Here is a 22,375-nt window from a genome sequence, read left to right as displayed (position 1 = left end):
ACTCAGCGCCCCTTGAAGCTTGGGCTGCGTTTTTCCATGAAGGCGCTGACGCCTTCACGGTAATCCTCGCTGCGCCCGGCCAGGCGTTGCAGGTCTTTTTCCAGCTCCAGCTGCTCGTCGAACGTGTTGCTCAGGCTGGCGTTGAGGCTGCGCTTGATCAGGGCCAGACCGTAGGTCGGTTGCGTGGCCAGGTGGCGGGCGAGGGTCAAGGCTTCAGCGCGCAGTTCGGCATCGTCGACCACGCGGTAGATCAGGCCCCATTGTTCGGCCTGCTCGGCAGTCAGGCGATTGCCGAGCAAGGCCAGTGCCTTGGCGCGGGCCATGCCGACCAGACGCGGCAACGTCCAGGTGCCGCCGGAATCAGGGATCAAACCGATTTTGCAGAAGGCCTGGATGAAGCTCGCCGAGCGCGCGGCAATCACCAGGTCGCAGGCGAGTGGAATGTTGGCGCCAGCGCCGGCCGCTACGCCATTGACTGCGCAGATCACCGGCAGCGGCAGGTCGCGCAACTGGCGGATCAGCGGGTTGTAGAACTTCTCGATCGATTCGCCCAGGTCCGGCACGGCGCTGCCCGGCGCGACGTTGCGGTCGCTGAGGTCTTGCCCGGCGCAGAAACCGCGTCCTTCACCGGTCAGCAGCAGCACGCGCACGTCCGGGTTCTGCCGGACTTGCTTGAGCGCTTCCTTCACTTCGCCATGCATCTGGGTGTTGAAGCTGTTGAGCTGGTCCGGGCGATTGAGGCTCAGCAGGGCAACGCCGGCCTCGATGGAAAACAGGATGTGTTCGAAGTTCATGGTCTTGGCGCTCTCTGGGAGGTCATTACGAATTCGTTGATTACTGGCCGGTGAAGGTCGGCGTGCGCTTTTCCTGAAACGCTGCAATCCCTTCATCGCGGTCGCGGGTGCCGGCCAGCACGGTGAAGGCGTGGCGTTCGAAGCGCAGGCCGCTGGCGAGGTCGGTGTCCATCGCCTTGAGCAGCGCTTCCTTGGCCAGGCGCACCGCCAGCGGGGCCTTGCCGGCAATGGCGCGGGCGACTTGCAGGGCACGCTCGACGGTGAATTCCGGTTGGGTCACTTCGCTGACCAGCCCGGCGCGCAGGGCCTGGCGCGCATCGATCGGCTCGCCGGTCAGGACCATCTGCATGGCCATGGATTTGCCGACGGCACGCAGCAGGCGTTGGGTGCCGCCGGCGCCGGGCATGATCCCGAGATTGATTTCCGGCTGGCCGAAGCGGGCGTCTTCGCCGGCGATGATGATGTCGGCGTGCATCGCCAGTTCGCAGCCACCGCCGAGGGCGAAGCCGTTCACGGCGGCGATCAGCGGTTTGTTGAAGCGGGTGATGGTTTGCCACGACGCCTGGCGCGGGTCGTCGAGGATGCCGACCAGATTGCGCTCGGCCATTTCCTTGATGTCGGCGCCGGCCGCGAAGGCTTTGCGGCTGCCGGTCAGGACCACGGCACGGGTGTCGGCATCGGCTTGCGCAGCGTTGAGCTCGTCGGCCAGCTCACCGAGCAACTCGGTGGTCAGGGCATTCAAGGCCTGCGGGCGTTGCAGGGTGATCAGGCGAACGCCCGGTGCGATGAAATCGACGGCAAGGGTTAGAGGCATGGCGGATGCCCTCACGGTGCACGCTCGGCTGTGATGCCGGCTCATTATTGGATCGGCACGGTAGGCCGGTTTTGCCGGAGTATACCTGTAACGTGATACGCAAATGCAATACTAAAATTGATTTAATGTGTCTTATTGGTTGTTTGATGGTTTTTTCGGGTAGGTAGTAGCTGGGTTGTAAAACTGTTTATGTCGCCTATTTCATTGGGTTTTATCGTGGTTTTTCTGGCGTTTTCACCACTCGTCTCATCGGTGATTGCAAGTGATACGGTTTTTTGTGCTTTGTGCTATCAAAAGCGATGTGATACAAAATGAGTCTGAGTCGGCATCGCTTTGTGAATGTTCAACCAAGGAACGTCCCCCATGACCTGCTACAGCCTCGATGGCTTGACCCCGGTGGTTGATCCCACCGCCTACGTTCATCCGTCGGCCGTATTGATCGGCGACGTGATTGTCGGCCCGCATTGCTATGTCGGGCCGCTGGCCAGTCTGCGCGGGGACTTCGGACGGATCGTGCTGGAGGAGGGCGCCAATCTGCAGGACACCTGCGTGATGCACGGTTTTCCGGACAGCGACACCGTGGTCGAGCGCAACGGTCACATCGGCCATGGCGCGGTGTTGCACGGTTGCCGGATCGGCGCCGACGCCCTGGTGGGGATGAACGCGGTGGTGATGGACAATGCGCGCATCGGCGCCCGTTCATTTGTCTCGGCGGCGGCGTTCGTCAAGGCCGGGTTCGACGGCCCGGAGCAGTCGCTGATCATGGGCGCGCCGGCCAGCGTCAAGCGCAGCCTCAGCGATGAAGAAGTGTCGTGGAAGCAGGCGGGTACGCGCGAGTATCAGCAACTGGCCAAACGTTGCCTCGAGCAGATGCAAGTCTGCGAGCCGCTGACCGAGCCGGAGCCCGACCGTCCGCGCATCAGCGACAGCGGCCTGCGGCCAAAAGGCAGTGCCTCATGAACACACAATTCCCTGTAGGAGCCGGCTTGCCGGCGATCGCGGATTGTCAGTCGACATTAAGGTTTCTGACACACCGCCATCGCCGGCAAGCCGGCTCCTACAGGGGAATGCGATTAACCGGCAGACATTCGGTATATTCCTTTTCTTTTTTCAGCTCGGTACGCCCATGTCGTCCCTGACACCCTTGAACCACCTGATTACCCGCTTCCAGGAACAGACGCCGATCCGCGCCAGTTCCTTGATCATCACGCTGTACGGGGATGCCATCGAACCCCACGGCGGCACGGTGTGGCTGGGCAGCCTGATTCAATTGCTCGAACCCATCGGCATCAACGAACGGCTGATCCGCACCTCGATTTTTCGCCTGACCAAGGAAGGCTGGCTGACCGCCGAGAAAGTCGGGCGTCGCAGTTACTACAGCCTGACCGGCGCCGGTCGCCGCCGTTTCGACAAAGCCTTCAAGCGCGTCTACAGCTCCACCGTGCCGGCATGGGACGGTTCGTGGTGCCTGGTGATGCTTACGCAACTGACCCAGGACAAGCGCAAACAAGTGCGCGAAGAACTGGAGTGGCAAGGTTTTGGTGCGATTTCGCCGGCGGTGCTGGCCTGCCCGCGCAGCGACCGCGCCGATGTCAACGCGACCCTGCTCGACCTCGGTGCCCAGGAAGACACCATCGTTTTCGAAACCACCGCGCAGGATGTCCTGGCCTCCAAGGCCCTGCGCCTGCAGGTGCGCGAGAGCTGGAACATCGAGGAGCTGGCGACCCATTACAGCGAGTTCATCCAGTTGTTCCGACCGCTCTGGCAAGCGCTTCGCGAGCAGGAAAACCTGCAACCGTCGGACTGCTTCCTGGCACGGGTCCTGCTTATTCACGAGTACCGCAAACTGCTGCTGCGCGACCCGCAATTGCCCGACGAATTATTGCCCGGCGATTGGGAGGGGCGCGCTGCCCGGCAGTTGTGCCGCAACATCTACCGGCTGATCTACGCCAAGGCCGAAGAGTGGTTGAACGATGCACTGGAAACCGCCGATGGTCCGTTGCCGGACGTGGGCGAAAGCTTTTATCGGCGCTTTGGCGGGCTCAAGTAACCCGTCTGTTTTGCAGGAGCCGTACCGTTCAGGAGAACCCGTGGATTGGCGTAGATAATAAAAACAAGCCTGCGTGAGGCCCGACATGATTTCTTCAATTGCACAGCGCCGTGATGGGTTTGATCAGTGGATCCATCAGATCAACCAGATCTGTGGCGCCTTTAACGCGCAACCTCTGGGCGACGAGTTTGCCGGTCAGATTCGCGAACACCAGGACGGCGCGCTGAAACTGAGTTTTGTCGATGCCCGCCAGGCACGGCTGTACCGCACGCCCCAGGAAGTCGCGGCGGGCGAGGGCGGCAAGTACTTCGCGGTGTTCCAGCTCGACGGCACCGCCGGCATGGCCCAGGGCGACAGCAAGGTGTTGCTGTCGGCCGGGGACATCACGCTGATCGACGCCTCGCGGCCCAGTGACTTCACCTACAGCGACAACTCCCGGCAGTTGTCGCTGATCCTGCCGTCGCAATTGGTCGAGCAGACCCTGCGCTTCAATCAGGTCAAGTGCGGTCACCGGATCGCCGCGACATCGCCCATCGCCATGCTCTCGCACCGTTTGATTCTGGATGCCACGCGTCAGCAGTGCCTGAGCCGGACGGAAAGCGAAGCGACCCTGGAAGCTATTGTCAGCCTGCTGCGGCCGGCCATCAGCCACAGCGAAGAGTGCGCGGATGCGCATGAACGCGCCTTCCGCAAGACCCTGGGGTTTATTGACGAGCACATCCGCTCGGAAGAACTGTGCCCCGAATGGCTGGCGCGGGAGGTCGGCATGTCGACGCGCGGCCTGTACCGGATGTTTGCCAGGAAGGGGTTGGTCGTCGCGCGCTACATCAAGAATCGGCGCCTGGACCTGTGCGCCGAATCCCTGCGGCAGACCCGGACCGAGCAGAAGCTGTCGGTGCTGGGGTATTCCTGGGGGTTCTCGGATTCGAGCTACTTCTCCACCGCGTTCAAATCCCGGTTCGGCATTTCGCCGGGCGAGTACCGCAAGAAACACGCCTGACCTTTCCCCGAACACACATCCCCCTGTAGGAGCCGGCTTGCCGGCGATAGCGGTGTATCAGAAACATTAATGTCGGCTGACACACCGCCATCGCCGGCAAGCCGGCTCCTACAGGGGCTATTGCTTGAGCAACTGGCCCAGCGCCTCCAGCTCACTTTTCTCCACATCCGACACCAGCACGAACCGCAGGTGGTTGGCCTGCCACGACACCACATTGAAGCCGCGAATCGCCTGGCTCTGCTGCGGTTTGTCCGCCTCCGGCGTGGGCAGGATAAACACGTTGATGATGTGTTTGGCCCGCCCATAACTCAGGGCCGCGGTGGTCTGGTGTTGCAGGTAATCCAGGCGTCCGCCCAACAGCGGAAACCCCTGCGCCGAGTAATCGAGCACCGGCGGCGAAAAGTCGAGTTTGCCGGTGAACCAGGGCTTCACGGTGTGCCGGTCCGACGACACCACATCGTTCAAATGTTCGCCCATCAATGAGCGGACATGGCTCGACACGGCTTCATCCATCAACGGTTGTTCGCTGCCCGGCGTGGCGACGTACAGCACCATCGCCAAGGCCAGCGCCGCCGTTGAAAAAACCGGTGCCAGCCAGTTTCTCCAGCGAACGACTGCACTGGGTCGTGGCGCCGCGGCGGCCAGAACACTTTCAGCCAGCGACACGGGTGCCGGGTAGTAAGGCGCGTGACGTTTCACGCTGACTTTCAGCAAACGCACCTGATCATGCAACCGCGCACACTCGGCGCAATCGGCCAGATGCCCGGTCACCTCGGCAACCGTCGGCGGGTCAAGTTCCTGGTCCAGATAGCCATGGATCAGCGTCTGGCATTGCGTGCAGGCGAGTTTATTCATGGTCGTGCAACTTCATCAGTTCGAGCTTGAGCATGGCGCGGGCCCGGGCGAGTCTCGACATGACGGTGCCGATGGGAATATCGACCACCAGGGCGATGTCCTTGTAGGGCAGGTCTTCGAGTTCCTTCAGCACAATCACCTCGCGAAACACCGGCGGCAGGGCGCACAACGCTTGCTGAAGCAGCGCCGCGTTTTCGGTGTGAATGGCCAGCAATTCCGGCGTCTGGCTGTGGCTCAGCGCGCCATCGTCTTCAGCAAGTTCGTCGCCGATCGACACCCAATGGCGCCCGGCCGAGGCCCGGAGCCAGGTGTAGCTTTCGTTGCGCACGATGGTCAGGAACCAGGCCTTGGGGTTGCCCTCGGCGAAACGCTGCAAAAACCTGAACGCGCGCAGTGCGCTTTCCTGCACGACATCGCGCGCGGCGCTGTCGTTGCCCGTGAGCCAGCGCGCGAGGTTGTAGGCGGCGTCCAGGTGGGGCGCTATCAATTCCTCAAATCGCTTCATAGTGGTTTCCGCACCGTCCAACCCATGAAACTGTGAATCGCCGTGTTTTATTCCCGGAAAAGAATTTATTTTTCAGTGCGGAATAAACCCCGGTTCCGCCCGGTTGTACCTCGTGTCGCTACATCACTGTAGTTCGCCAGCGAGGGCATACCGATGGACATTCATGCAAAACACCAACGCCGCACCGACGGCCCGTTGAACCCTGACCGCCGAACGCTGCTCAAGTGCTCGGCGTGGGCCGGGGCGGGGGTGATCTGGGCCCTGAGCGGCGGCATTCCCCGGGCATTCGCGCTGGATCAGGCGGGCAACGTCAGCGATCCCAAGGCATTGGCCAGCACGTTTCACTTCGTGCAGATCAGCGACTCCCACATCGGCTTCAACAAGGAGGCCAATCCGGAACCGGTGAAGACCTTGCAGGTGGCGATCGACAGGGTCATCGCGCTGCCGAAACGACCGTCGCTGATCCTGCACACCGGCGACATCACTCACCTGTCCAAGGCCGAAGAGTTCGACACCGCCGCCCAACTGCTCAAGGGGTTGCCGGCCACCGTGCATTACGTACCGGGCGAACACGACACCCTCGACGAGGGCGGCGGCCAGCTTTATCTGGAGCGCTACGGCAAGGGCACCAAAGGCAATGGCTGGTACAGCTTCGATGACCACGGCGTGCATTTCATCGCCCTGGTGAATGTCTTCAATTTCCAGGCCGGGCGGGAAGCGACCCTCGGCGCCGAGCAACTGGCATGGCTGGCCGATGACTTGCGCGCGGTGACGAGCAGCACGCCCATCGTGGTGTTTACCCACATTCCGCTGTGGACGATTTATCAGCCGTGGGGCTGGGGCACCGAGGACGGTGACCAGGCGATTGCCCTGCTGCGCAAGTACGGTTCGGTGACGGTGTTGAACGGGCATATCCACCAGGTGATCCAGAAGGTCGAAGGCAACATCACCTTCCACACCGCCCGGGGCACGGCTTATCCACAACCTGCACCTGGCACGGCGCCGACACCGGGGCCGATGACCGTAGCGGCCGATCAATTGCGTAATTACCTGGGAATCACCGATGTGCGTGCGACCCAGGGCGATCATCCGCTGGCGTTGATCGATTCGACACTGGTTTAGGGGAGGACAGCTGAATGAAAACGCGACTGTTGGCTGTTGTGGGTTTGATGCTGGCGATGCCGGTGTGGGCTCAGGAGGTAAAAGTCGATATCAAGGCATTCATGTACGGGCCCAAGGACCTGACTGTGCCCGTCGGTACGAAAGTGACGTGGGTGAATGATGACGAGATTCCGCACACGGTGGCGGAAACCCACAAGGCGTTTCGTTCGGGGGCGCTGGACACGAATGACAGCTTTTCCTGGGTGTTCAACACGCCGGGGGAGTTCGAGTATTTCTGCGCGCTGCATCCGCAGATGATCGGGAAGATTGTGGTTCAGTAACACCGCCGAGCCCTTGTAGGAGCCGGCTTGCCGGCGATTGCGGTGTATCAGAAACATTAATGTCGACTGACACACTGCGATCGCCGGCAAGCCGGCTCCTACAGAGGTTGTGCGTACTACTGCGGGACGTTGAGGTTCAGCGTCGGGGTTTCGTCAAAGAAGTTCCAAGGCTTCAACAGCACGTGCACCCACTCGGTCGGCATGATCGGCCATTCTTCCGCACGGGCGATGTGCGTGGTGCCGGTGGTCAGCCATACCACGTCGTCGGTGTTTTCGATGGACTGGTTGTCATGGGTGAATTGCCCCAGGCCCGAGTCCTTGTCGGAACGGTTCGGGTATTTGCCTTCCGGGTACTTCTCTTCCGGGTTGTATTTCGTCACCCACAGTTGCTTGTCCATGAAACTCAGGCGGTGGTAGAGCCATTCGTCCTTGCCGAAGTTGGCGCCCTTGGCCACCGGATGCGTGCCGCCGGCATACGGAATCAGCTGGTAGGAAACCGGGTTGCCGACTTTGTTTTCCTTGCTGGTATTGGTCAGCAGGCGCACGGTCGACGGGTCGAATTTCTGCGCGGCCTGCTGTTCGTTGGTGACGACTTTGGTTTCGGTCTGCATGGTGCTGGTGCGCGGGCCGCCACGGTCATTCGGCAGCACCACCGGGTTCACTTCCACCAGCGAGTTGTTTTCCCCATCCACGTCCATGTCCAGGCGGAAGTTGTAGATGTGCTGGTGCGTGGTGCCGACGATGTTGTGGTCCAGCAGGGTGCCGTAGCGCGTGTCTTCCTTGGCCGTGGCTTCGTGCATGGTTTTCGATTTCACGCCCTTGACCGCTTCGATGCCGGTGGCACCGGCGTCGATGCCGATGGTGCCGTTCTGCTGGAAGACCCAGTCGAAAATGTAGTCGTAGTTGCCGACGGTGCTGATCCAGCGCACCACCAGTTCACGACGCTCGGTGCTGAGGTTGGGCTGGCCCATTTCCTGGTGTTTGTATTCCGGGCCGGCGTAGCGCTCGAACACCGCCATGGCGCGCGGGATCGCGGTCGGTGCGCCGGTGTAGTCGGCGATGGTGGCGTCCAGCAGCACGGCGTTTTCCGGTGCGTCTTTGCCGCGTGCAATTGGCGAGGTCAAGGTGCCCATGCCGTAATCGCCCGAGTCGAGGTAAGCCTTGAAGTACCAGCCGCCATCGGGATCGCCGTAAGGCACGATCATGCCGCCGAGCGAGCCTTCGTACATGATTTTGCGTTTCTTGCCCTTGTCGTCATAGGTGACGGTGGACAGGATCGGGCCGACGCGCGAATCGAGGCGAACGTGGAAATCCCAGTTCTGCCAGTGAATGCTGTTGCCGGTGATGGTGTAGTTCTTGCCTTCCGGCTCGATGATTTCCAGCGGCTTGACCGAGGTACCTTTACGGCCGCGTCCGTCATACGGCGTCGGCTTCATCGGCACCGGAATCACCGCGTCATCTTCGATCTTGATCAGCTTTTTCTGTTCCAGATCGACAATCGCCACCAGGCCTTCGATCGGGTGCGCCCAGTAGTTGCCGTCACCGGTGTTGAGGTAGCTGACGATCTTCAGCAGGCGCTTGTCCTGCGCCAGGCCGTCCTTGCCGTCGAAGTAACCGACCGTCAACGGTGTGGCCACGACCTTCTTCACATCGGTGATGCCGCGCTTGGCCAGTGCCTGCGCGTAGTCGGGGCTTGCTTCGATGGCCGATTGCACCGTCGCGAAATCATCCAGCAGGACCATGCCGTGGGCGCCTTCGATCGGCGTCCATGACTTGAGTTGCTTGCTGTCGAGGTCCACCAGCGCTTCGATCACGTGCTTGCCGTCCAGCACCACGATACTGGCCTGACGCGGTTGGGTGACGTTCTGCCCGGTGTAGACGAAATTCCACACCTGATCCTTCGGCGGCTCCTTGACCGAGACTTCGGTGAAGCGGAAGCCGGGCTGGTAGTGCTCGGATTTCTTGACGATGTCCACCGCGGCGGTGATTTCATCCGCGCTCAACGGGTTGAGCGGGTTGGGGCGGGTTTCGACGACAAAGGTCTTGTCCAGGCCGGACTGGAACACCTGGTTGATGAAGTCCTTGGACATGAACGCCGTCTTGCCCTTGAACACCACCGGCACCGTCAACTCCATGCGCTTGCCGTTGAGCATCGCCACTTTGCTGCCCGGTTTGACCTTGAGATAAACGCCGTCCTTGGCAATCACGAACAGGTCGGCGTAGTCGTCCCATTTGACCGTGGCGCCAAACTCCTCGAGGCCCGCTTGCAGCGGCACCATTTCGGCGTGACCGCCATGGGCCTGGGCGTTGCCCACCCAGCCAGACAGGCCGAGCGTGCTCAGGCTGATGGCCAGCGCGAGGCGGGCGAGGGGTTTTCTTTTCAGTGAGGCGAAAGAGGTGAACATGTCTGAATTCCTGGACGAAAGCCGATGACGGGCATCACCGCACTTTGCTACAGCCAGTGAATGGCTTCTTTGGGATTCTTGCCAGAATCCTTTGCCTGCGTGCCTAAATCAACTTTTGCCGTTGCGCAGCCCGACAAACTGCCCGTATGGCGCCGGTCTGGAATCCATTGCTTCCGGTTAATAGGAAGCATTACTATTCACGCCCCGTCATCACAGCACACCGCAATGACCCCCAAGTTGCCCCGCAGACACGGCTTTTTCGAGCATTACGAAGAGTTGGTTGGCACCTGGACCCGTCGCCTGAGAAATCGTCAGCAGGCCGAGGATCTGGCCCACGACACTTTCGTGCGGGTGCTTGAGTCCGATTCGGCGGCGATTGAGCAACCCCGGGCGTATTTGCACCAGACCGCGCGCAACATCGCCGTGGATGGTTATCGGCGTGAGGATCGGCGGGGCGCCATGGAGTCGGAGGCGATCGATCTCAGTGTGTCGTCGTCCGGCGACCCGGAGCATTTCATGCAGGCGATCCAGTTGGCTGATTCCATCGAACGGGCGCTCACCGAGTTGCCGATCAACTGCCGCAAGGTTTTTGTCTGGCAGAAGATCGAAGGCCTGACCCAGGCGGAAATCGCCGAACGCCTGGGACTGTCCAAGAATATGGTGGAAAAGTATATGATCCGCACCCTGCGGCATCTGCGTGACCGCCTCGACGGACTGCAATCATGATCGGCCGCGCCCATTCACCCCCAGCCAAACAGGAACTTCCATGATGGATACTCGTGATTGCGCGTGCGGGCAAACGACGGTTCGCGATGAGGCGGCGCAGTGGTTTGTGCGTTTGCAGGAACCGGCTGTCGACGTCGAAGAGCATCAACGTTTCGAGCGCTGGCTGAACGAGCACCCTCAGCATCGCGACGAATTTCAGTTGCTTCAGGGCCTGTGGACGGCGGCCGAGCTGGTGCCGGCCGCGCGGCTGAAAGCCTTGTGTGAAACGCCGCCAGCCCGCAGCAAACGCCGGCCGCTGGTGCGTTATGCGGTGGCGGCCAGTGTCCTGACGGTGGCGCTTGGGCTGGGGCTGTTCAGTGGTTTGAATCAACCGACGCCTTACACCGCCGAGTATTCGACGGCCCTCGGCGAACGTCGCCAGGTGGCATTGCCGGACGGCACGGTGATCGACCTGAACAGCCGCAGCCGGCTTCAGGTGCGCTTTGAAAAAGGCCATCGAAACATCGAGCTGACGGAGGGCGAAGCGATGTTCAGCGTCGCCCACGACAGCGATCGGCCGTTCGTGGTCGAGGCGGGCAGTGGCAAGGTCACGGTCACCGGCACCCGTTTCGATGTGCGGCGTGGCGTAGCTGACACCCGGGTCGTGGTGGAGCAGGGCACGGTCAGGGTTCAGGGGCGCGGTGCCCCCGACAACGAATTCATCAACCTCACCGCCGGACTCGGCACACGGGTCGATGCTCAGGGCAAAGTGGCCGCCGCCTACGCGGTCAACCCGGCGGAACTGACCGCTTGGCGCAGCGGCAAACTGGTGTTCAACAACGCCAGCCTCGCCGAAGTGGCCGAGGAAGTGTCGCGCTATCGGGAGCAACCCCTGGTCATCGGCAACGACAAAGTCGGCCAGTTGCGCCTGACCAGCGTGTTCAAATCCGACAACACCGACGCACTGCTCAAGGCCTTGCCGACCATCCTCCCGGTGGCCGTGCGCACCCTCGATGACGGTCGTCAGGAAATAATTTCAAAATAAATTCAGGTTTTTTTCGAGTTCATCGTCTTCTTGTCCAACTGCAACTGGTTTGCATTAACAAGCGCACACTTTTGCGATCCACAGGACAACGTTCGACGTGAAAAAAACCACCGCTAAAAACAACAAATCCATTTGGTTGCCGCTGGCGCTTTCGCTGGCGGTCAACGTTGCGCTGCCTCAGGCCTTCGCGGCCGATGGCATTCACATTGCGGCGCAACCCCTGGGCCAGGCCTTGAGTGAACTGGGCCAGCAAACCTCGCTGCAGGTTTTTTTCAGCCCTGAACTGGTCGCCGGCAAACAGGCACCGGCGGTGGATGGCAACCTTTCGCCCGAACAGGCCTTGCGCCAATTGCTGCAAGGCAGCGGCCTCGAGTATCAGATCGACGAAGGTTCGGTGACCCTGACCCCAGCGCCGACTTCCGCGGCCAATGGCCCGCTGGAACTGGGCGTGACCGACATCAAGGTGGTCGGCGACTGGTTAGGCGATGCCGATGCCGCCGTGGTGCAGAACCACCCTGGCGCGCGTACGGTGATTCGTCGCGAAGCCATGGTCGAGCAGGGCGCGATGAACGTCGGCGACGTGCTGAAGCGGGTGCCGGGTGTGCAAGTGCAAGAGGCTAACGGCACCGGCGGCAGCGATATTTCCCTGAACGTTGGCGTGCGTGGCCTGACCTCGCGCCTGTCTCCGCGCTCCACGGTGTTGATTGACGGCGTGCCGGCAGCCTTCGCGCCGTACGGCCAGCCGCAGTTGTCGATGGCGCCGATTTCCTCGGGCAACCTCGACAGCATCGACGTGGTACGGGGCGCCGGTTCCGTGCGCTACGGGCCACAGAACGTGGGTGGCGTGATCAACTTCGTGACCCGGGCGATCCCGGAAAAAGCCTCCGCTGAAATCGGCACCACCCTGGAAACCTCCCAGCACGGTGGCTGGAAGCACATCGACACCGCGTTCGCTGGCGGCACCGCGGACAACGGCATTGGCGTGGCGCTATTGTATTCGGGCGTGAACGGCAACGGCTACCGTGAGCGCAACAATGGCAACGACATCGATGACGTGCTGCTCAAGACCCATTGGGCGCCGACCGATGTCGACGATTTCAGCCTCAACCTGCATTACTACGACGCCAGCGCCGACATGCCCGGCGGCCTGACTCAGGCGCAGTACGACGCCAATCCGTTTCAGTCCGACCGTAACAACGACAACTTCAGCGGACGTCGCAAGGACATCTCCTTCAAGTGGGCGCGGCAGATCGATGACCGTACCCAGGCGGAAGTGCTGACCTACTACTCCGACAGTTTCCGTGGCAGCAACATCGCCGCCCGCGACCAGAAGACCCTCGGCTCGTTCCCGCGCACTTACTACACCTTCGGCATCGAACCGCGGGTGTCCCATGTGTTCGACGTCGGCCCGACCACCCAGGAAGTCAGCGTCGGTTATCGCTACCTCAAGGAAGGCATGCACGAAGAGGCGAGCCGCCTGGCGCTGGTCAACAACGAGCCGGTCGTGACCAAGGCCTCGGACGGCCATGTCTATCAGGACCGTACCGGCGGTACCGAAGCCAACTCGGTGTACGTCGACAACAAAATCGACGTCGGCAACTGGACGATCACCCCGGGCATCCGTTTCGAGCACATCAGCACCGACTGGCACGATCGCCCGGTGCTCGACACCGCCGGCAAGCGCGTGCTGGAAAAGAACCGCAGCATCGAAAGCAACGAGCCGCTGCCGGCCCTGAGCGTGATGTATCACCTCTCCGATGCGTGGAAATTGTTCGCCAACTACGAAACCTCGTTTGGCAGCCTGCAGTATTTCCAGCTTGGGCAGGGCGGTTCGGGTGACAGCACCGCCAATGGCCTGGAGCCGGAGAAGGCCAAGACCTACGAGGTCGGCACGCGCTACAACGATGATGTGTGGGGCGGCGAAGTGACGCTGTTCTACATCGACTTCGACAAAGAGTTGCAATACATCAGCAACGACGCAGGCTGGACCAACCTCGGCGCGACCACGCACCAGGGGATCGAAGCGTCGGTTCACTACGACATGGCTGCACTCGATCCGCGGCTCGACGGCCTGACCGCCAACGCCGGGTTCACCTACACCCGCGCCGTTTACGAAGGCGAAATTCCCGGCTTCAAGGGCCGTGACCTGCCGTTCTACTCGCGTCAGGTAGCGACTGCCGGCCTGCGTTACGACATCGACCGCTGGACCTACAACATCGATGCGTTTGCCCAGTCCAAACAGCGCTCGCCAGGCGTTGCCGTGAACGCCGACGGCAGCTTCACCAACAACTACATCACCGAAGGCACCGCCGATGGCCAGTACGGCGACATTCCGGGTTACGTGACCTGGAACGTGCGCGGCGGTTATGACTTCGGCGCGCAGCTGTCGAACCTGAAAGTCGGCGCCGGGGTGAAAAACGTCTTCGACAAGCAGTACTTCACCCGCTCCAGCGACAACAACTCGGGTATGTACGTCGGCGCGCCGCGCACGTTCTTCGTGCAGGCCAGCGTCGGGTTCTGACAGACCCTGCGGCGAACACAGAATCTGCGTTCGCCCAAGATCCCGTGTGGGAGCGAGCCTGCTCGCGAAGGACTTCCAGTGGATAGAGTGTTGCCTGACACACCGCTTTCGCGAGCAGGCTCGCTCCCACAGGGGATCTGTGCCGTTCACAAATCCCCTGTTCGCGATGCTTTTCAGGTCTTCAGCACCTTCCCGCCAATCGCCACCGCTACCAGCAGCAACGCCATCAAGCCGAAGGCAAAGCTCAAATTGCTGCCATGGGCGATAAACCCGATCACCGCAGGCCCCGCCAGAATCCCCGCATAACCCAGGGTTGTAACGGCCGGCACGGCGATGCTTTCCGGCATGACCGTCTGTTTGCCTACGGCGGTGTACAGCACCGGAACAATGTTCGAACAGCCCGCGCCGACGAACGCATAACCCACCAGCGCCAGCTCCCAGTTCGGGGCGAATGTCGCCAGCAGCAGGCCGCCCGCCGCTGTCAGCCCACCGAACACGATCACCCGTGTCGCGCCAAGGCGCCGGACAATCCCGTCGCCCGTTAACCGTCCTACCGTCATGGTCAGTGCAAACGCGGCGTAACCCAGTCCGGCATACGCCGTGTCGATGCCGCGTTCCTGCACCAGGAACACCGCGCTCCAGTCGAGTGCCGCCCCTTCGGCGAGAAACACGATGCAGCACATGCCACCGATGAACAGCACGATGCCGCGAGGAATGGCAAACGCCGGCCCCGCGCTTTCGCTGCCGTAGGGCAGCAGGTGCGGCGCGGCCTTGAACAGCGCGATCAATAGCAGCACGACCACCACCAGCATCGCGCCCAGCGGTGAGATTCCGATGCCGAGCAAGGCACTGACGCCTGCCGCGCCGACGATCCCGCCGAGGCTGAACATCCCGTGGAAGCCCGACATCATGGTCTTGCCGCTGGCCCGCTCGACGATTACCGCTTGCAGGTTTACCGTCGAATCCACCGTGCCAAGCCCTGCGCCGAACATGAACAACGCGACAATCAGCGCCGGAACCGACGAGACCGTCGCCAGCAAGGGCAGCGCCGTGCCAATCAACAAGGTCCCGCCGACCGCCACCCGCCGGCAACCGAAACGCGTGGCCAGAATCCCGGCCATCGGCATTGCCAGAATCGAACCCACCCCGAGGCACAACAGCAGCAGGCCGAGGGTTCCCTCATCCAGCCCGGCCCGGGCCTTGGCGTAAGGTACCAGCGGCGCCCACGCGGCAATCCCCAGCCCGGCAATGAAAAAAGCCACGCGAGTGGACATTTGCTCCAGGCGTCCGGGCACGAAGGTGGTCTGGGTGTTGAGGCTGGTCATATCGATCCTTGGTAAAAAACGTCGCGTCCCCAAGGGACAGTGACTCACCCATGAGGTTCGATCAGCGTCCGGACGAGGTTGCGTTCAGGCAGGGTGACATCCTTGCACAGCCCTTTGCTGTTTCGCGATATGTTGTCGCCTTCGATGTGAGTACGGGAGGCGCCATGACGCCGTTCTACGATGCGCGGGGCAACATCTACGCGGTGGTGGCGCCTGAGGCGGTGCGCCGCGCGGGGATCGATTTACCGGAACAGGCCCGCCTGGCGGCGCAAACCCGCGCTACCTGGGCGGTGGCAGCCATCGAGGCGTTCTGCGCCTGGGTGCCGGGCACGCAGCCGCCCGGCAGCAAGGACCATCGCTGCGACGGGTTGCTGGTGGGGCCGTTTCAATCCGCGTCGCCGTTCGATCTGTTGATCGTCAACACTGACGGCACGTTGGCCGAACGCAGCGGCAACGGACTGACGATTTTTTCCCAGGCGCTCAGCGACCAGGGGTTGTTCCCGCAACACGAGGCGTGCCTGCTCAGGGTTCATCATGACAAGCGCGATACGCCTTCACCGGGCGAGACATCGGTGCGCGCCGCGCAGGTCGAAGGTGTTCAGGGTTTCTGGCTGGACCTGGGCAAACCGGCGTTCGGCCCGGCAGCGGTCAGTGCGCAGGACGTGGCCGAGGTGACTTTCAACGGGCGCGAATTGAGTCATGTACAGCCGCTGTCGGCATTGAATCCAGCCTGGGCCCGCAGCCAGTTCGTGCGGGTCGGCAATCCGCATTGCGTGACCCTGGTGGACGATGCCGGGGCATTGCCGGCCAATGAGCGGATGCGTGAGGCGGGCTTGTCCGAAGGCTTGACGCGCATTGCCTACGCCATGCCAGCCGGGGCAGGGCAGCCATGCCCGGCGGGGATCAATCTGCAATGGGCGATGCGTGAGTCAACGGGGCGGATTGCGGCCCGGGTGTTTGAGCGTGGGGAAGGGCCGACGGCGTCGTCCGGCACCAGTGCGAGTGCAGTGGCGTGTGCGGCGTGGCGGGTGGGTTGGGTGAACAGCGGGGAAGTGAAGGTGGTGATGCCAGGCGGTACGGCGCCGGTTTTGCTGGAGGAGACGGATGGGGAATTGAGTCGGGTCAGTCTGTTTGGTACGGCGCAGTTGATGGGTTGAATTCAAAACCGCTATCGCGAGCAGGCTCGCTCCTACAGAGGATTTGTGAACGACACAGATCCCCTGTAGGAGCGAGCCTGCTCGCGATGAGGCCCGCACACTCACCCATTTTTCAGAGGTTATCCGCCCATTCCACCACCGGCATCTGCCGCTTCATCAACACTTTCCCGCCCCGCACCGAATACAGCGGCAATCCCTGGCTGCGAATCACCTCGTAATCGCTGTCCGCCGACAGAATCAGCAAATTCGCCGGCCGCCCGCGCTCCAGTCCGTAACGGTCACCCAGGGCCATGGCTTTGGCGCTGTTCTCCGTGACCAGGTCCAGCGCACTTTGCAGGTTGCGATAGCCGAGCATGTGGCAGATGTGCAAACCCGCCTCGAGCACCCGAAGGATGTTGCCGTTGCCCAGCGGATACCACGGGTCGACGATCGAGTCCTGACCGAAACACACGTTCATTCCCGCTTCGAGCAACTCATTCACCCGGGTTACGCCCCGGCGTTTCGGGAAGTTGTCATAACGTCCTTGCAGGTGAATGCTTTCGGTCGGGCAGGAGACAAAACTGATCCCCGAATGCCCAAGCAGGCGGAACAGTTTGGCGCAGTACGCGTTGTCGTAAGAGCCCATGGCCGTGGTGTGGCTGGCCGTCACCCGCGAGCCCATGTCGCGGCTACGGGCTTCTTCGGCCAGCACTTCGAGAAAGCGCGAATGCGGGTCATCGGTTTCATCGCAATGCACGTCCACCAGGCAACCGGTGCGTTCGGCCAGGTCCATCAGGAACTTCACCGAACTGACGCCCTGGTCGCGGGTGTATTCGAAATGCGGAATCCCGCCGACCACGTCCGCGCCCATGCGGATCGCTTCTTCCATCAGCTCCCGACCGTTGCGGTAGGACTCGATGCCTTCCTGGGGAAACGCGACGATTTGCATGTCGATCAGGTGCCGGCTCTGCTCGCGGACTTCGAGCATCGCCTTGAGCGCCGTGAGTTGCGGGTCGGTGACGTCGACGTGCGTGCGTACATGCTGGATGCCATGGGCGGCGAGGGTCTGGATGGTTTTCTTCGCCCGGGTCCGGGTGTCCTCTTCGGTGATCGTGACCTTGCGCTCGCCCCAGCACTCGATGCCTTCGAACAGCGTGCCGCTCATGTTCCAGCGCGGCTCTCCGGCGGTCAGCGTGGCGTCGAGGTGAATGTGCGGCTCGACGAAGGGCGGCACCACCAGGTTGCCGCCGGCGTCCAGATCTTCAGGCCCCAAAGTCGGGGCTTCGGTCTGACGGGAGATGTTGCTGATCAGGCCGTTTTCCAGGTGCAGTTCATGCAGGCCTTCTTGGTTGCGCAGGCGGGCGTTGATGATGTGCATCAGGCGAATCCTTTAGAAGATCTTGTAGTAGTGCGTTGGCGCTTGCGCGCCGAATCGCCCGTCAGTCTTACGTTAGCGCCGCAGCGGCAATTGAGCATCGGCCAGACGAAAATATTGACCACGACCGCGAAAGAAAAATGCCCGCCATTGATCGGGAGCACAGCGCTCCCTCGTAGGAGCCAGCTTGCTGGCGATAGCGTAGTAGCAGGCAACATATGTGCCGACTGGCACTCCGCGATCGCCAGCAAGCTGGCTCCTACAGGGAATCGGGGGTTTCAGGGGGATTGGGGGAGGAAACGCAGCAGTGCAGAGACGATAGCTTCAGGGGCATCTTCCTGAACCAGGTGCCCGGCATTGGGGATTGGGTAAAACTGCGCCCCCGGAATCATCTGCTGCAAGGCCCGGCCACGCTCGATGGGGATCCACTGGTCATCCTCACCCCAGAGAATCTGCACCGGGCACCGGATCGTCGGGTACAACCCTTCCACTTCACGGGTGTAGCGCTGGTCCATCTGTGCAATCTGCCGGTAGAACGCTGCTTGTCCCGGATCACCCAGCCAGGGTTGTACATAGGGCGCGAGTTCTTCGTCGGGTATGTCGCGCTTGATCGCACCGCGGATATAGGCCGGCACGATGGCCCGCTGAATGTAATCGGGCACACCGCCAAACGCGGCTTCGTGCTGGCGCACATGCTGCACGAACGGCGAACCCCACGGCGTCAGCGCCACAGGATCGATCAGCGTCAGGCTGCGGTAATCCTTGCCATTGAGCAGGTGCGCGCGCAGCACCGTGGCACCGCCGAAATCGTGGGCCACCACGTCCGGACAGGTCAGTCCCCAATGGTCCAGCAGCTGGGCCAGCAACTCGTTCTGAACGCCGAGAGACACATCCCCGTCGACCTTTTCGGACAACCCATAACCCAGCAAGTCGAAGTAGTGCACCCGGTGCGAGGTGATGAAGTGCGGCGCAATCCGATGCCACACATACGAAGAAAACGGCGTGCCATGTACAAACACCAACGGCGGGCCATCGCCCCGAACGGCATAACGAACGGAGTGCCCGTTGAAGCGATAGGTCTGAGCCAGCGGCCAGTCAGTCATGGGTGCGTCCTCTTGGCGAATGCCCGCGCAAAAGCATAGGCATAAAAAAACCACCGGTCCCGGCAGTTTTTTTGATCCATCGGATCAGCGGGGTGAATACCTGTGATTTCTGACAGTAGACGGCGTTTGATCGTGGATGTTATCCAGAGGTCATGGAAATCCTCAGCCTGCATCAGGGAACGCCGACGCTCGCGGTTATTGAACCCCGCAGCCTTGCTGTGCGCAGTGTGGCGTACTGGCGTGGAGCGGTTGGCCAGAAGCCCGAGGCGCGGGTGACGCGCAAGCTGTTCGATGCGGCGGGACACGGGATTGAAGAGTGGGATGTACGGTTGTCGGTGCCGGCCTTGGCCACGGGATTCAGCCTGTCCGGCAAGGTCCTGGCGAGTGACGGTGTCGATGCCGGTCAGCGGGTTTTGCTGTTCGGCCAAGCGGATGAAGTGCGCAGCCGTTGGGACAGTCGCGGTGCCCGGCAGGACGTTGAGTACGACACGTCGTTGCGAACGCTGGCGGTGACGGAGCAGGCGTGCGGGGACGCGGCGCGGGTGGTGGAGCGTTTTGAATACGGTTCGGTGGATTTCAGCGCCGACAACCAATGTGGCCGGGTGATTCGTCACGACGACCCAGCGGGTACCCGGCACATGCCGGCTTACGATTTGCTGGGGCTGGCGCAAAGCGAGATCAGCCACTTCCTTGAAAGCCTTGAGACGCCGGATTGGCCAGCGGAGGAAGCGGCTCGCAATGAACTGCTGGAAACCGGCACAGGTCTGGAAAGCCGTTGGCTCTACAACCCGCTTGGGGATTTGCTCAGCCTCACCGACGCCAAAAATCACCGTCGCCATTTCAGCTACACCGTGGCGGGCCAGCTCAAGGAAGGCTGGTTGCAACCGGCCAATACCGCCGCGCCCGGACAGCGTCTGGTCCACGACATCCGCTACAACCCAGGCGGCAAAGTCGAACGGGAAACCGCCGGCAACGGCGTGGTGACCGAGGCGGAATACGCGCCCAGCGATGGTCGGTTGGTGCGCTTGTCTGCCGGGGTGCCGAATGCCGCTCCTGTGCAGGATCTGCATTACCAAGTCGACGCGGTTGGCAATATCGTCCAGATCGACGATCACGCGTTGCCGATTCGTTATTTCAAGAACCAGCGCGTTGAACCTCGGTGCACTTACGGGTACGACACCGTGGGCCAGTTGATTCGCGCCAGCGGCTGGGAAGCTGAACGCACTTCTGTTTATCCCGTTTCGTCGGTCAATGCGGACGCTGTAGTCAACTATCAGGAAGAGTACCGCTACGACTCCGCCGGCAATATGACCGAGTTGCGGCATCTTGGCGCCCAACTCTTCACCCGCCGTTGGGCGATCGCACCAAATAGCAACCGAAGCCTGATTGAGGATGATCAGCCGCCAGATTTTGACAGTCACTTCGACGCTAACGGCAACCTGCAGTTATTGCGACGTGGCCAAGCCATGACCTGGGACCCGCGTAACCAACTGTCCAGCGTGTCGCCGGTGGTCCGCGAAAATGAAGACGACGACACCGAACTCTACCGTTACGGCGGCGGTGGCAAACGCCTGCGCAAGGTGCGCACCACGCTGGCTGCCAGGCACACGGTGATCGCGGAGGTGCGTTACTTGCCGGGACTCGAATTGCACAACCGTTCGGGTGGCAAGGCACATGAAGTGCTTGATCTCGAAGCGGGACGCAATCGGGTGAAATGGCTGCATGGAGTAAACGCCCCGGCATTTCGACTGCGCTATCACGTCACTGATCAGCTGGGCTCCGGCGCACTGGAACTCGATGAACAGGCCAGGGTACAGAGCCGCGAAGTGTATTACCCGTTTGGCGGCACAGCCTGGGAAGATCACAGCGATCAGGGCGGGGCGTACAAGACTATTCGGTATTCGGGCAAGGAACGGGATGCGACGGGGTTGTATTACTACGGGTATCGGTACTTTGCGCCGTGGTTGAGTCGGTGGATCAATCCGGATCCGGCGGGGATGGTGGATGGGTTGAATTTGTATGGGTTTGTGGGGAATTCGCCGGTGGCGAGGGTGGATCGGGATGGTAGGGTGGGAAGTCCGGTTGATTCGTTGTTTGGGGACGACTCGTCTTTGGAGACACCTCCACACATGATGATTGCATTGGCGATGGCTGGAGTTAGCGATCTGCCAGAAGTTATCCCTGAAACCGAGGATTTCAACTCACAGGACTCCACATTGGGAGGCTTGCTTAATGCGCCGATAACTTCGGCCGAATTGACTTTTGGCAGAGCGTTAGTGGGGGAGTTGCCTTATGCAAGTTCTCCTGCGGCCAATCTCTCGTCAGCGAGGGCGTCAGCATCAGCTCAGGCGCACATTTGCCCAACATGTGGTAAGGCGTTCTCGCGTTCTAACGGGCTGGTCCGTCATCAACGTACGCACACTGGGGAAAAACCTTACGCGTGCTTTGAATCCAGTTGCTCCGCAAGGTTCTCGGTATCTGGTGATCGTGCCAGGCATATGAAGATGCATGCGAATATCAAACCTTTCGCCTGCACGGATTGCGACAAAAAATTTTCTGATAATTCCAAGCTACGAGAACATCAGTTAGTACACAGCAACGAGAAGACTTTTCTCTGTACGGCGTGCAACAAAAAATTCGCTCAAAAGCGAGGTTTGCAGGTGCATATGCAAACGCATGCCAGTGCGCGCCCTTATAAGTGCGGCTGGGCAGACTGTAATCGTTCTTTTGGGAATGCGAGTAGTGCGGCACGACATAGACAAGCACATACGAACAGCTCGCTTCATATGTGCTATGAAAATGGATGCCTTCGAACTTTTAAACAAAGCGGTAACCTCCAACGGCATATGCTGACGCATGCTCGTAACTAGGTTGCCTTCAGCTAGTGCAAATAATAAAAAAAACCACCAAATACGGTGGTTTTTTATCACGCTAAAATTCACTCCCCGCGATAGATGCAACCGCTAGTACAAGTCTCATGAATCCGAATCGCACTAAGTTCCGGCAACAACGGCTTCAACTCAACCCAGATCCACTTCGCCAACACTTCACTGGTCGGATTCTCCAACCCCGGAATGTCATTCAGGTAGTTGTGATCCAGTCGCTCATACAGCGGCTTGAAGATCGCCTTGATCTCGGAGAAGTCACGAATCCAGCCGGTATGCGGATCAAGGTCGCCACTCAAATGGATCGCCACTTTGAACGAGTGACCGTGCAGGCGGCCGCACTTGTGGCCGTCCGGGACGTGGGGCAGGCGGTGGGCGGATTCGAAGGTAAATTCTTTGAAGATTTCCACAGTGT

At 61.0% G+C, this 22,375-nt stretch carries 19 protein-coding genes; 10 read left to right on the top strand and 9 right to left on the bottom strand.

Annotated elements, in window-relative coordinates; translation table 11 throughout:
- Positions 1 to 2: 2 nt before the first annotated feature.
- Complete coding sequence (gene paaG / locus ACF6ZU_RS03290; protein ID WP_392890499.1) at positions 3 to 794, bottom strand: 2-(1,2-epoxy-1,2-dihydrophenyl)acetyl-CoA isomerase PaaG; 792 nt, start codon at positions 792 to 794, stop codon at positions 3 to 5.
- A 40-nt stretch (positions 795 to 834) separates the two neighbouring features.
- The gene (gene paaF / locus ACF6ZU_RS03285) at positions 835 to 1,608 is read right to left on the bottom strand and encodes a 2,3-dehydroadipyl-CoA hydratase PaaF (RefSeq protein ID WP_392890498.1); all 774 of its coding nucleotides are present in this window, start codon (positions 1,606 to 1,608) and stop codon (positions 835 to 837) included.
- 363 nt (positions 1,609 to 1,971) lie between these two features.
- Between paaF and paaY the strand changes: the two genes are divergently transcribed.
- The 3 genes from paaY (at position 1,972) to feaR (ending at position 4,658) form a co-directional block, all read left to right on the top strand.
- Positions 1,972 to 2,568, top strand: a complete 597-nt coding sequence (gene paaY / locus ACF6ZU_RS03280; protein ID WP_392890497.1) for a phenylacetic acid degradation protein PaaY — start codon at positions 1,972 to 1,974, stop codon at positions 2,566 to 2,568.
- Between the two features lie 166 nt (positions 2,569 to 2,734).
- Positions 2,735 to 3,658 (top strand): phenylacetic acid degradation operon negative regulatory protein PaaX, encoded by a 924-nt coding sequence (paaX, locus tag ACF6ZU_RS03275; RefSeq protein WP_392890496.1) that lies wholly within the window; start codon positions 2,735 to 2,737, stop codon positions 3,656 to 3,658.
- Between the two features lie 85 nt (positions 3,659 to 3,743).
- Positions 3,744 to 4,658, top strand: coding sequence for a transcriptional regulator FeaR (gene feaR / locus ACF6ZU_RS03270; RefSeq protein WP_392890495.1), 915 nt, complete (start codon positions 3,744 to 3,746; stop codon positions 4,656 to 4,658).
- Positions 4,659 to 4,775: 117 nt separating this feature from the next.
- Here the strand turns inward: feaR and ACF6ZU_RS03265 are convergent, their stop codons facing one another.
- Together ACF6ZU_RS03265 and ACF6ZU_RS03260 are read right to left on the bottom strand one after the other, a co-directional pair.
- Complete coding sequence (locus ACF6ZU_RS03265) at positions 4,776 to 5,513, bottom strand: anti-sigma factor family protein (RefSeq protein ID WP_392890494.1); 738 nt, start codon at positions 5,511 to 5,513, stop codon at positions 4,776 to 4,778.
- On the bottom strand, positions 5,506 to 6,018 hold the full coding sequence (locus ACF6ZU_RS03260) for a sigma-70 family RNA polymerase sigma factor (protein WP_392890493.1): 513 nt from the start codon (positions 6,016 to 6,018) through the stop codon (positions 5,506 to 5,508). The genes ACF6ZU_RS03265 and ACF6ZU_RS03260 overlap by 8 nt, the downstream gene beginning before the upstream one ends.
- A 153-nt stretch (positions 6,019 to 6,171) precedes the next feature.
- On the opposite strand from ACF6ZU_RS03260, the gene ACF6ZU_RS03255 reads away from it, so the two are divergent.
- Positions 6,172 to 7,140, top strand: coding sequence for a metallophosphoesterase family protein (locus ACF6ZU_RS03255; protein WP_392890492.1), 969 nt, complete (start codon positions 6,172 to 6,174; stop codon positions 7,138 to 7,140).
- A gap of 14 nt (positions 7,141 to 7,154) precedes the next feature.
- The gene (locus ACF6ZU_RS03250; RefSeq protein WP_392890491.1) at positions 7,155 to 7,460 is read left to right on the top strand and encodes a cupredoxin family copper-binding protein; all 306 of its coding nucleotides are present in this window, start codon (positions 7,155 to 7,157) and stop codon (positions 7,458 to 7,460) included.
- A gap of 116 nt (positions 7,461 to 7,576) precedes the next feature.
- Here the strand turns inward: ACF6ZU_RS03250 and tynA are convergent, their stop codons facing one another.
- Complete coding sequence (gene tynA, locus ACF6ZU_RS03245; protein WP_392890490.1) at positions 7,577 to 9,865, bottom strand: primary-amine oxidase; 2,289 nt, start codon at positions 9,863 to 9,865, stop codon at positions 7,577 to 7,579.
- Between the two features lie 225 nt (positions 9,866 to 10,090).
- Here tynA and ACF6ZU_RS03240 point away from each other — a divergent pair, with 225 nt between their 5' ends.
- The 3 genes from ACF6ZU_RS03240 (at position 10,091) to ACF6ZU_RS03230 (ending at position 14,136) form a co-directional block, all read left to right on the top strand.
- Positions 10,091 to 10,591 carry a sigma-70 family RNA polymerase sigma factor gene (locus tag ACF6ZU_RS03240; RefSeq protein WP_392890489.1) on the top strand — a complete coding sequence of 167 codons (501 nt, stop codon included), beginning with the start codon at positions 10,091 to 10,093 and terminating at the stop codon, positions 10,589 to 10,591.
- 40 nt (positions 10,592 to 10,631) lie between these two features.
- Positions 10,632 to 11,615: a FecR family protein gene (locus ACF6ZU_RS03235; RefSeq protein ID WP_392890488.1), complete on the top strand. Its 984-nt coding sequence runs from the start codon at positions 10,632 to 10,634 to the stop codon at positions 11,613 to 11,615.
- Between the two features lie 97 nt (positions 11,616 to 11,712).
- Complete coding sequence (locus ACF6ZU_RS03230) at positions 11,713 to 14,136, top strand: TonB-dependent siderophore receptor (RefSeq protein ID WP_392890487.1); 2,424 nt, start codon at positions 11,713 to 11,715, stop codon at positions 14,134 to 14,136.
- Between the two features lie 173 nt (positions 14,137 to 14,309).
- On the opposite strand, the gene ACF6ZU_RS03225 is transcribed toward ACF6ZU_RS03230, so the two are convergent.
- On the bottom strand, positions 14,310 to 15,461 hold the full coding sequence (locus ACF6ZU_RS03225) for an MFS transporter (RefSeq protein WP_392890486.1): 1,152 nt from the start codon (positions 15,459 to 15,461) through the stop codon (positions 14,310 to 14,312).
- Positions 15,462 to 15,625: 164 nt separating this feature from the next.
- Here ACF6ZU_RS03225 and ACF6ZU_RS03220 point away from each other — a divergent pair, with 164 nt between their 5' ends.
- The gene (locus ACF6ZU_RS03220; RefSeq protein ID WP_392890485.1) at positions 15,626 to 16,618 is read left to right on the top strand and encodes a diaminopimelate epimerase; all 993 of its coding nucleotides are present in this window, start codon (positions 15,626 to 15,628) and stop codon (positions 16,616 to 16,618) included.
- Between the two features lie 112 nt (positions 16,619 to 16,730).
- Here the strand turns inward: ACF6ZU_RS03220 and codA are convergent, their stop codons facing one another.
- Both codA and ACF6ZU_RS03210 read right to left on the bottom strand, forming a co-directional pair.
- The gene (gene codA, locus ACF6ZU_RS03215) at positions 16,731 to 17,975 is read right to left on the bottom strand and encodes a cytosine deaminase (protein WP_392890484.1); all 1,245 of its coding nucleotides are present in this window, start codon (positions 17,973 to 17,975) and stop codon (positions 16,731 to 16,733) included.
- A 275-nt stretch (positions 17,976 to 18,250) separates the two neighbouring features.
- On the bottom strand, positions 18,251 to 19,075 hold the full coding sequence (locus ACF6ZU_RS03210) for an alpha/beta fold hydrolase (RefSeq protein WP_392890483.1): 825 nt from the start codon (positions 19,073 to 19,075) through the stop codon (positions 18,251 to 18,253).
- A gap of 152 nt (positions 19,076 to 19,227) precedes the next feature.
- Between ACF6ZU_RS03210 and ACF6ZU_RS03205 the strand changes: the two genes are divergently transcribed.
- Positions 19,228 to 21,945, top strand: coding sequence for a C2H2-type zinc finger protein (locus ACF6ZU_RS03205; protein ID WP_392890482.1), 2,718 nt, complete (start codon positions 19,228 to 19,230; stop codon positions 21,943 to 21,945).
- Between the two features lie 68 nt (positions 21,946 to 22,013).
- Here the strand turns inward: ACF6ZU_RS03205 and queD are convergent, their stop codons facing one another.
- Complete coding sequence (gene queD / locus ACF6ZU_RS03200) at positions 22,014 to 22,370, bottom strand: 6-carboxytetrahydropterin synthase QueD (RefSeq protein WP_065884039.1); 357 nt, start codon at positions 22,368 to 22,370, stop codon at positions 22,014 to 22,016.
- Between the last annotated feature and the right edge of the window lie 5 nt (positions 22,371 to 22,375).

It is taken from the genome of Pseudomonas migulae (assembly GCF_043225285.1).
Classification (GTDB): Bacteria; Pseudomonadota; Gammaproteobacteria; order Pseudomonadales; family Pseudomonadaceae; genus Aquipseudomonas; species Aquipseudomonas migulae_C.
The sequence above is the reverse complement of the archived record's forward strand: the minus strand, read 5'-3'. Positions and strand labels throughout refer to the sequence as shown.

What these genes read in the sequence shown, in the direction of transcription:
- paaY (WP_392890497.1), top strand. Translation starts at nt 1,972, where the DNA reads ATGACCTGCTACAGCCTCGATGGCTTGACCCCGGTGGTTGATCCCACC.
- ACF6ZU_RS03210 (WP_392890483.1), bottom strand. Translation starts at nt 19,075, where the DNA reads ATGACTGACTGGCCGCTGGCTCAGACCTATCGCTTCAACGGGCACTCC.
- ACF6ZU_RS03205 (WP_392890482.1), top strand. Translation starts at nt 19,228, where the DNA reads ATGGAAATCCTCAGCCTGCATCAGGGAACGCCGACGCTCGCGGTTATT.
- paaX (WP_392890496.1), top strand. Translation starts at nt 2,735, where the DNA reads ATGTCGTCCCTGACACCCTTGAACCACCTGATTACCCGCTTCCAGGAA.
- ACF6ZU_RS03255 (WP_392890492.1), top strand. Translation starts at nt 6,172, where the DNA reads ATGGACATTCATGCAAAACACCAACGCCGCACCGACGGCCCGTTGAAC.
- paaF (WP_392890498.1), bottom strand. Translation starts at nt 1,608, where the DNA reads ATGCCTCTAACCCTTGCCGTCGATTTCATCGCACCGGGCGTTCGCCTG.
- ACF6ZU_RS03260 (WP_392890493.1), bottom strand. Translation starts at nt 6,018, where the DNA reads ATGAAGCGATTTGAGGAATTGATAGCGCCCCACCTGGACGCCGCCTAC.
- ACF6ZU_RS03220 (WP_392890485.1), top strand. Translation starts at nt 15,626, where the DNA reads ATGACGCCGTTCTACGATGCGCGGGGCAACATCTACGCGGTGGTGGCG.
- tynA (WP_392890490.1), bottom strand. Translation starts at nt 9,865, where the DNA reads ATGTTCACCTCTTTCGCCTCACTGAAAAGAAAACCCCTCGCCCGCCTC.
- feaR (WP_392890495.1), top strand. Translation starts at nt 3,744, where the DNA reads ATGATTTCTTCAATTGCACAGCGCCGTGATGGGTTTGATCAGTGGATC.
- ACF6ZU_RS03250 (WP_392890491.1), top strand. Translation starts at nt 7,155, where the DNA reads ATGAAAACGCGACTGTTGGCTGTTGTGGGTTTGATGCTGGCGATGCCG.
- ACF6ZU_RS03225 (WP_392890486.1), bottom strand. Translation starts at nt 15,461, where the DNA reads ATGACCAGCCTCAACACCCAGACCACCTTCGTGCCCGGACGCCTGGAG.
- codA (WP_392890484.1), bottom strand. Translation starts at nt 17,975, where the DNA reads ATGCACATCATCAACGCCCGCCTGCGCAACCAAGAAGGCCTGCATGAA.
- paaG (WP_392890499.1), bottom strand. Translation starts at nt 794, where the DNA reads ATGAACTTCGAACACATCCTGTTTTCCATCGAGGCCGGCGTTGCCCTG.
- ACF6ZU_RS03235 (WP_392890488.1), top strand. Translation starts at nt 10,632, where the DNA reads ATGATGGATACTCGTGATTGCGCGTGCGGGCAAACGACGGTTCGCGAT.
- ACF6ZU_RS03265 (WP_392890494.1), bottom strand. Translation starts at nt 5,513, where the DNA reads ATGAATAAACTCGCCTGCACGCAATGCCAGACGCTGATCCATGGCTAT.
- ACF6ZU_RS03240 (WP_392890489.1), top strand. Translation starts at nt 10,091, where the DNA reads ATGACCCCCAAGTTGCCCCGCAGACACGGCTTTTTCGAGCATTACGAA.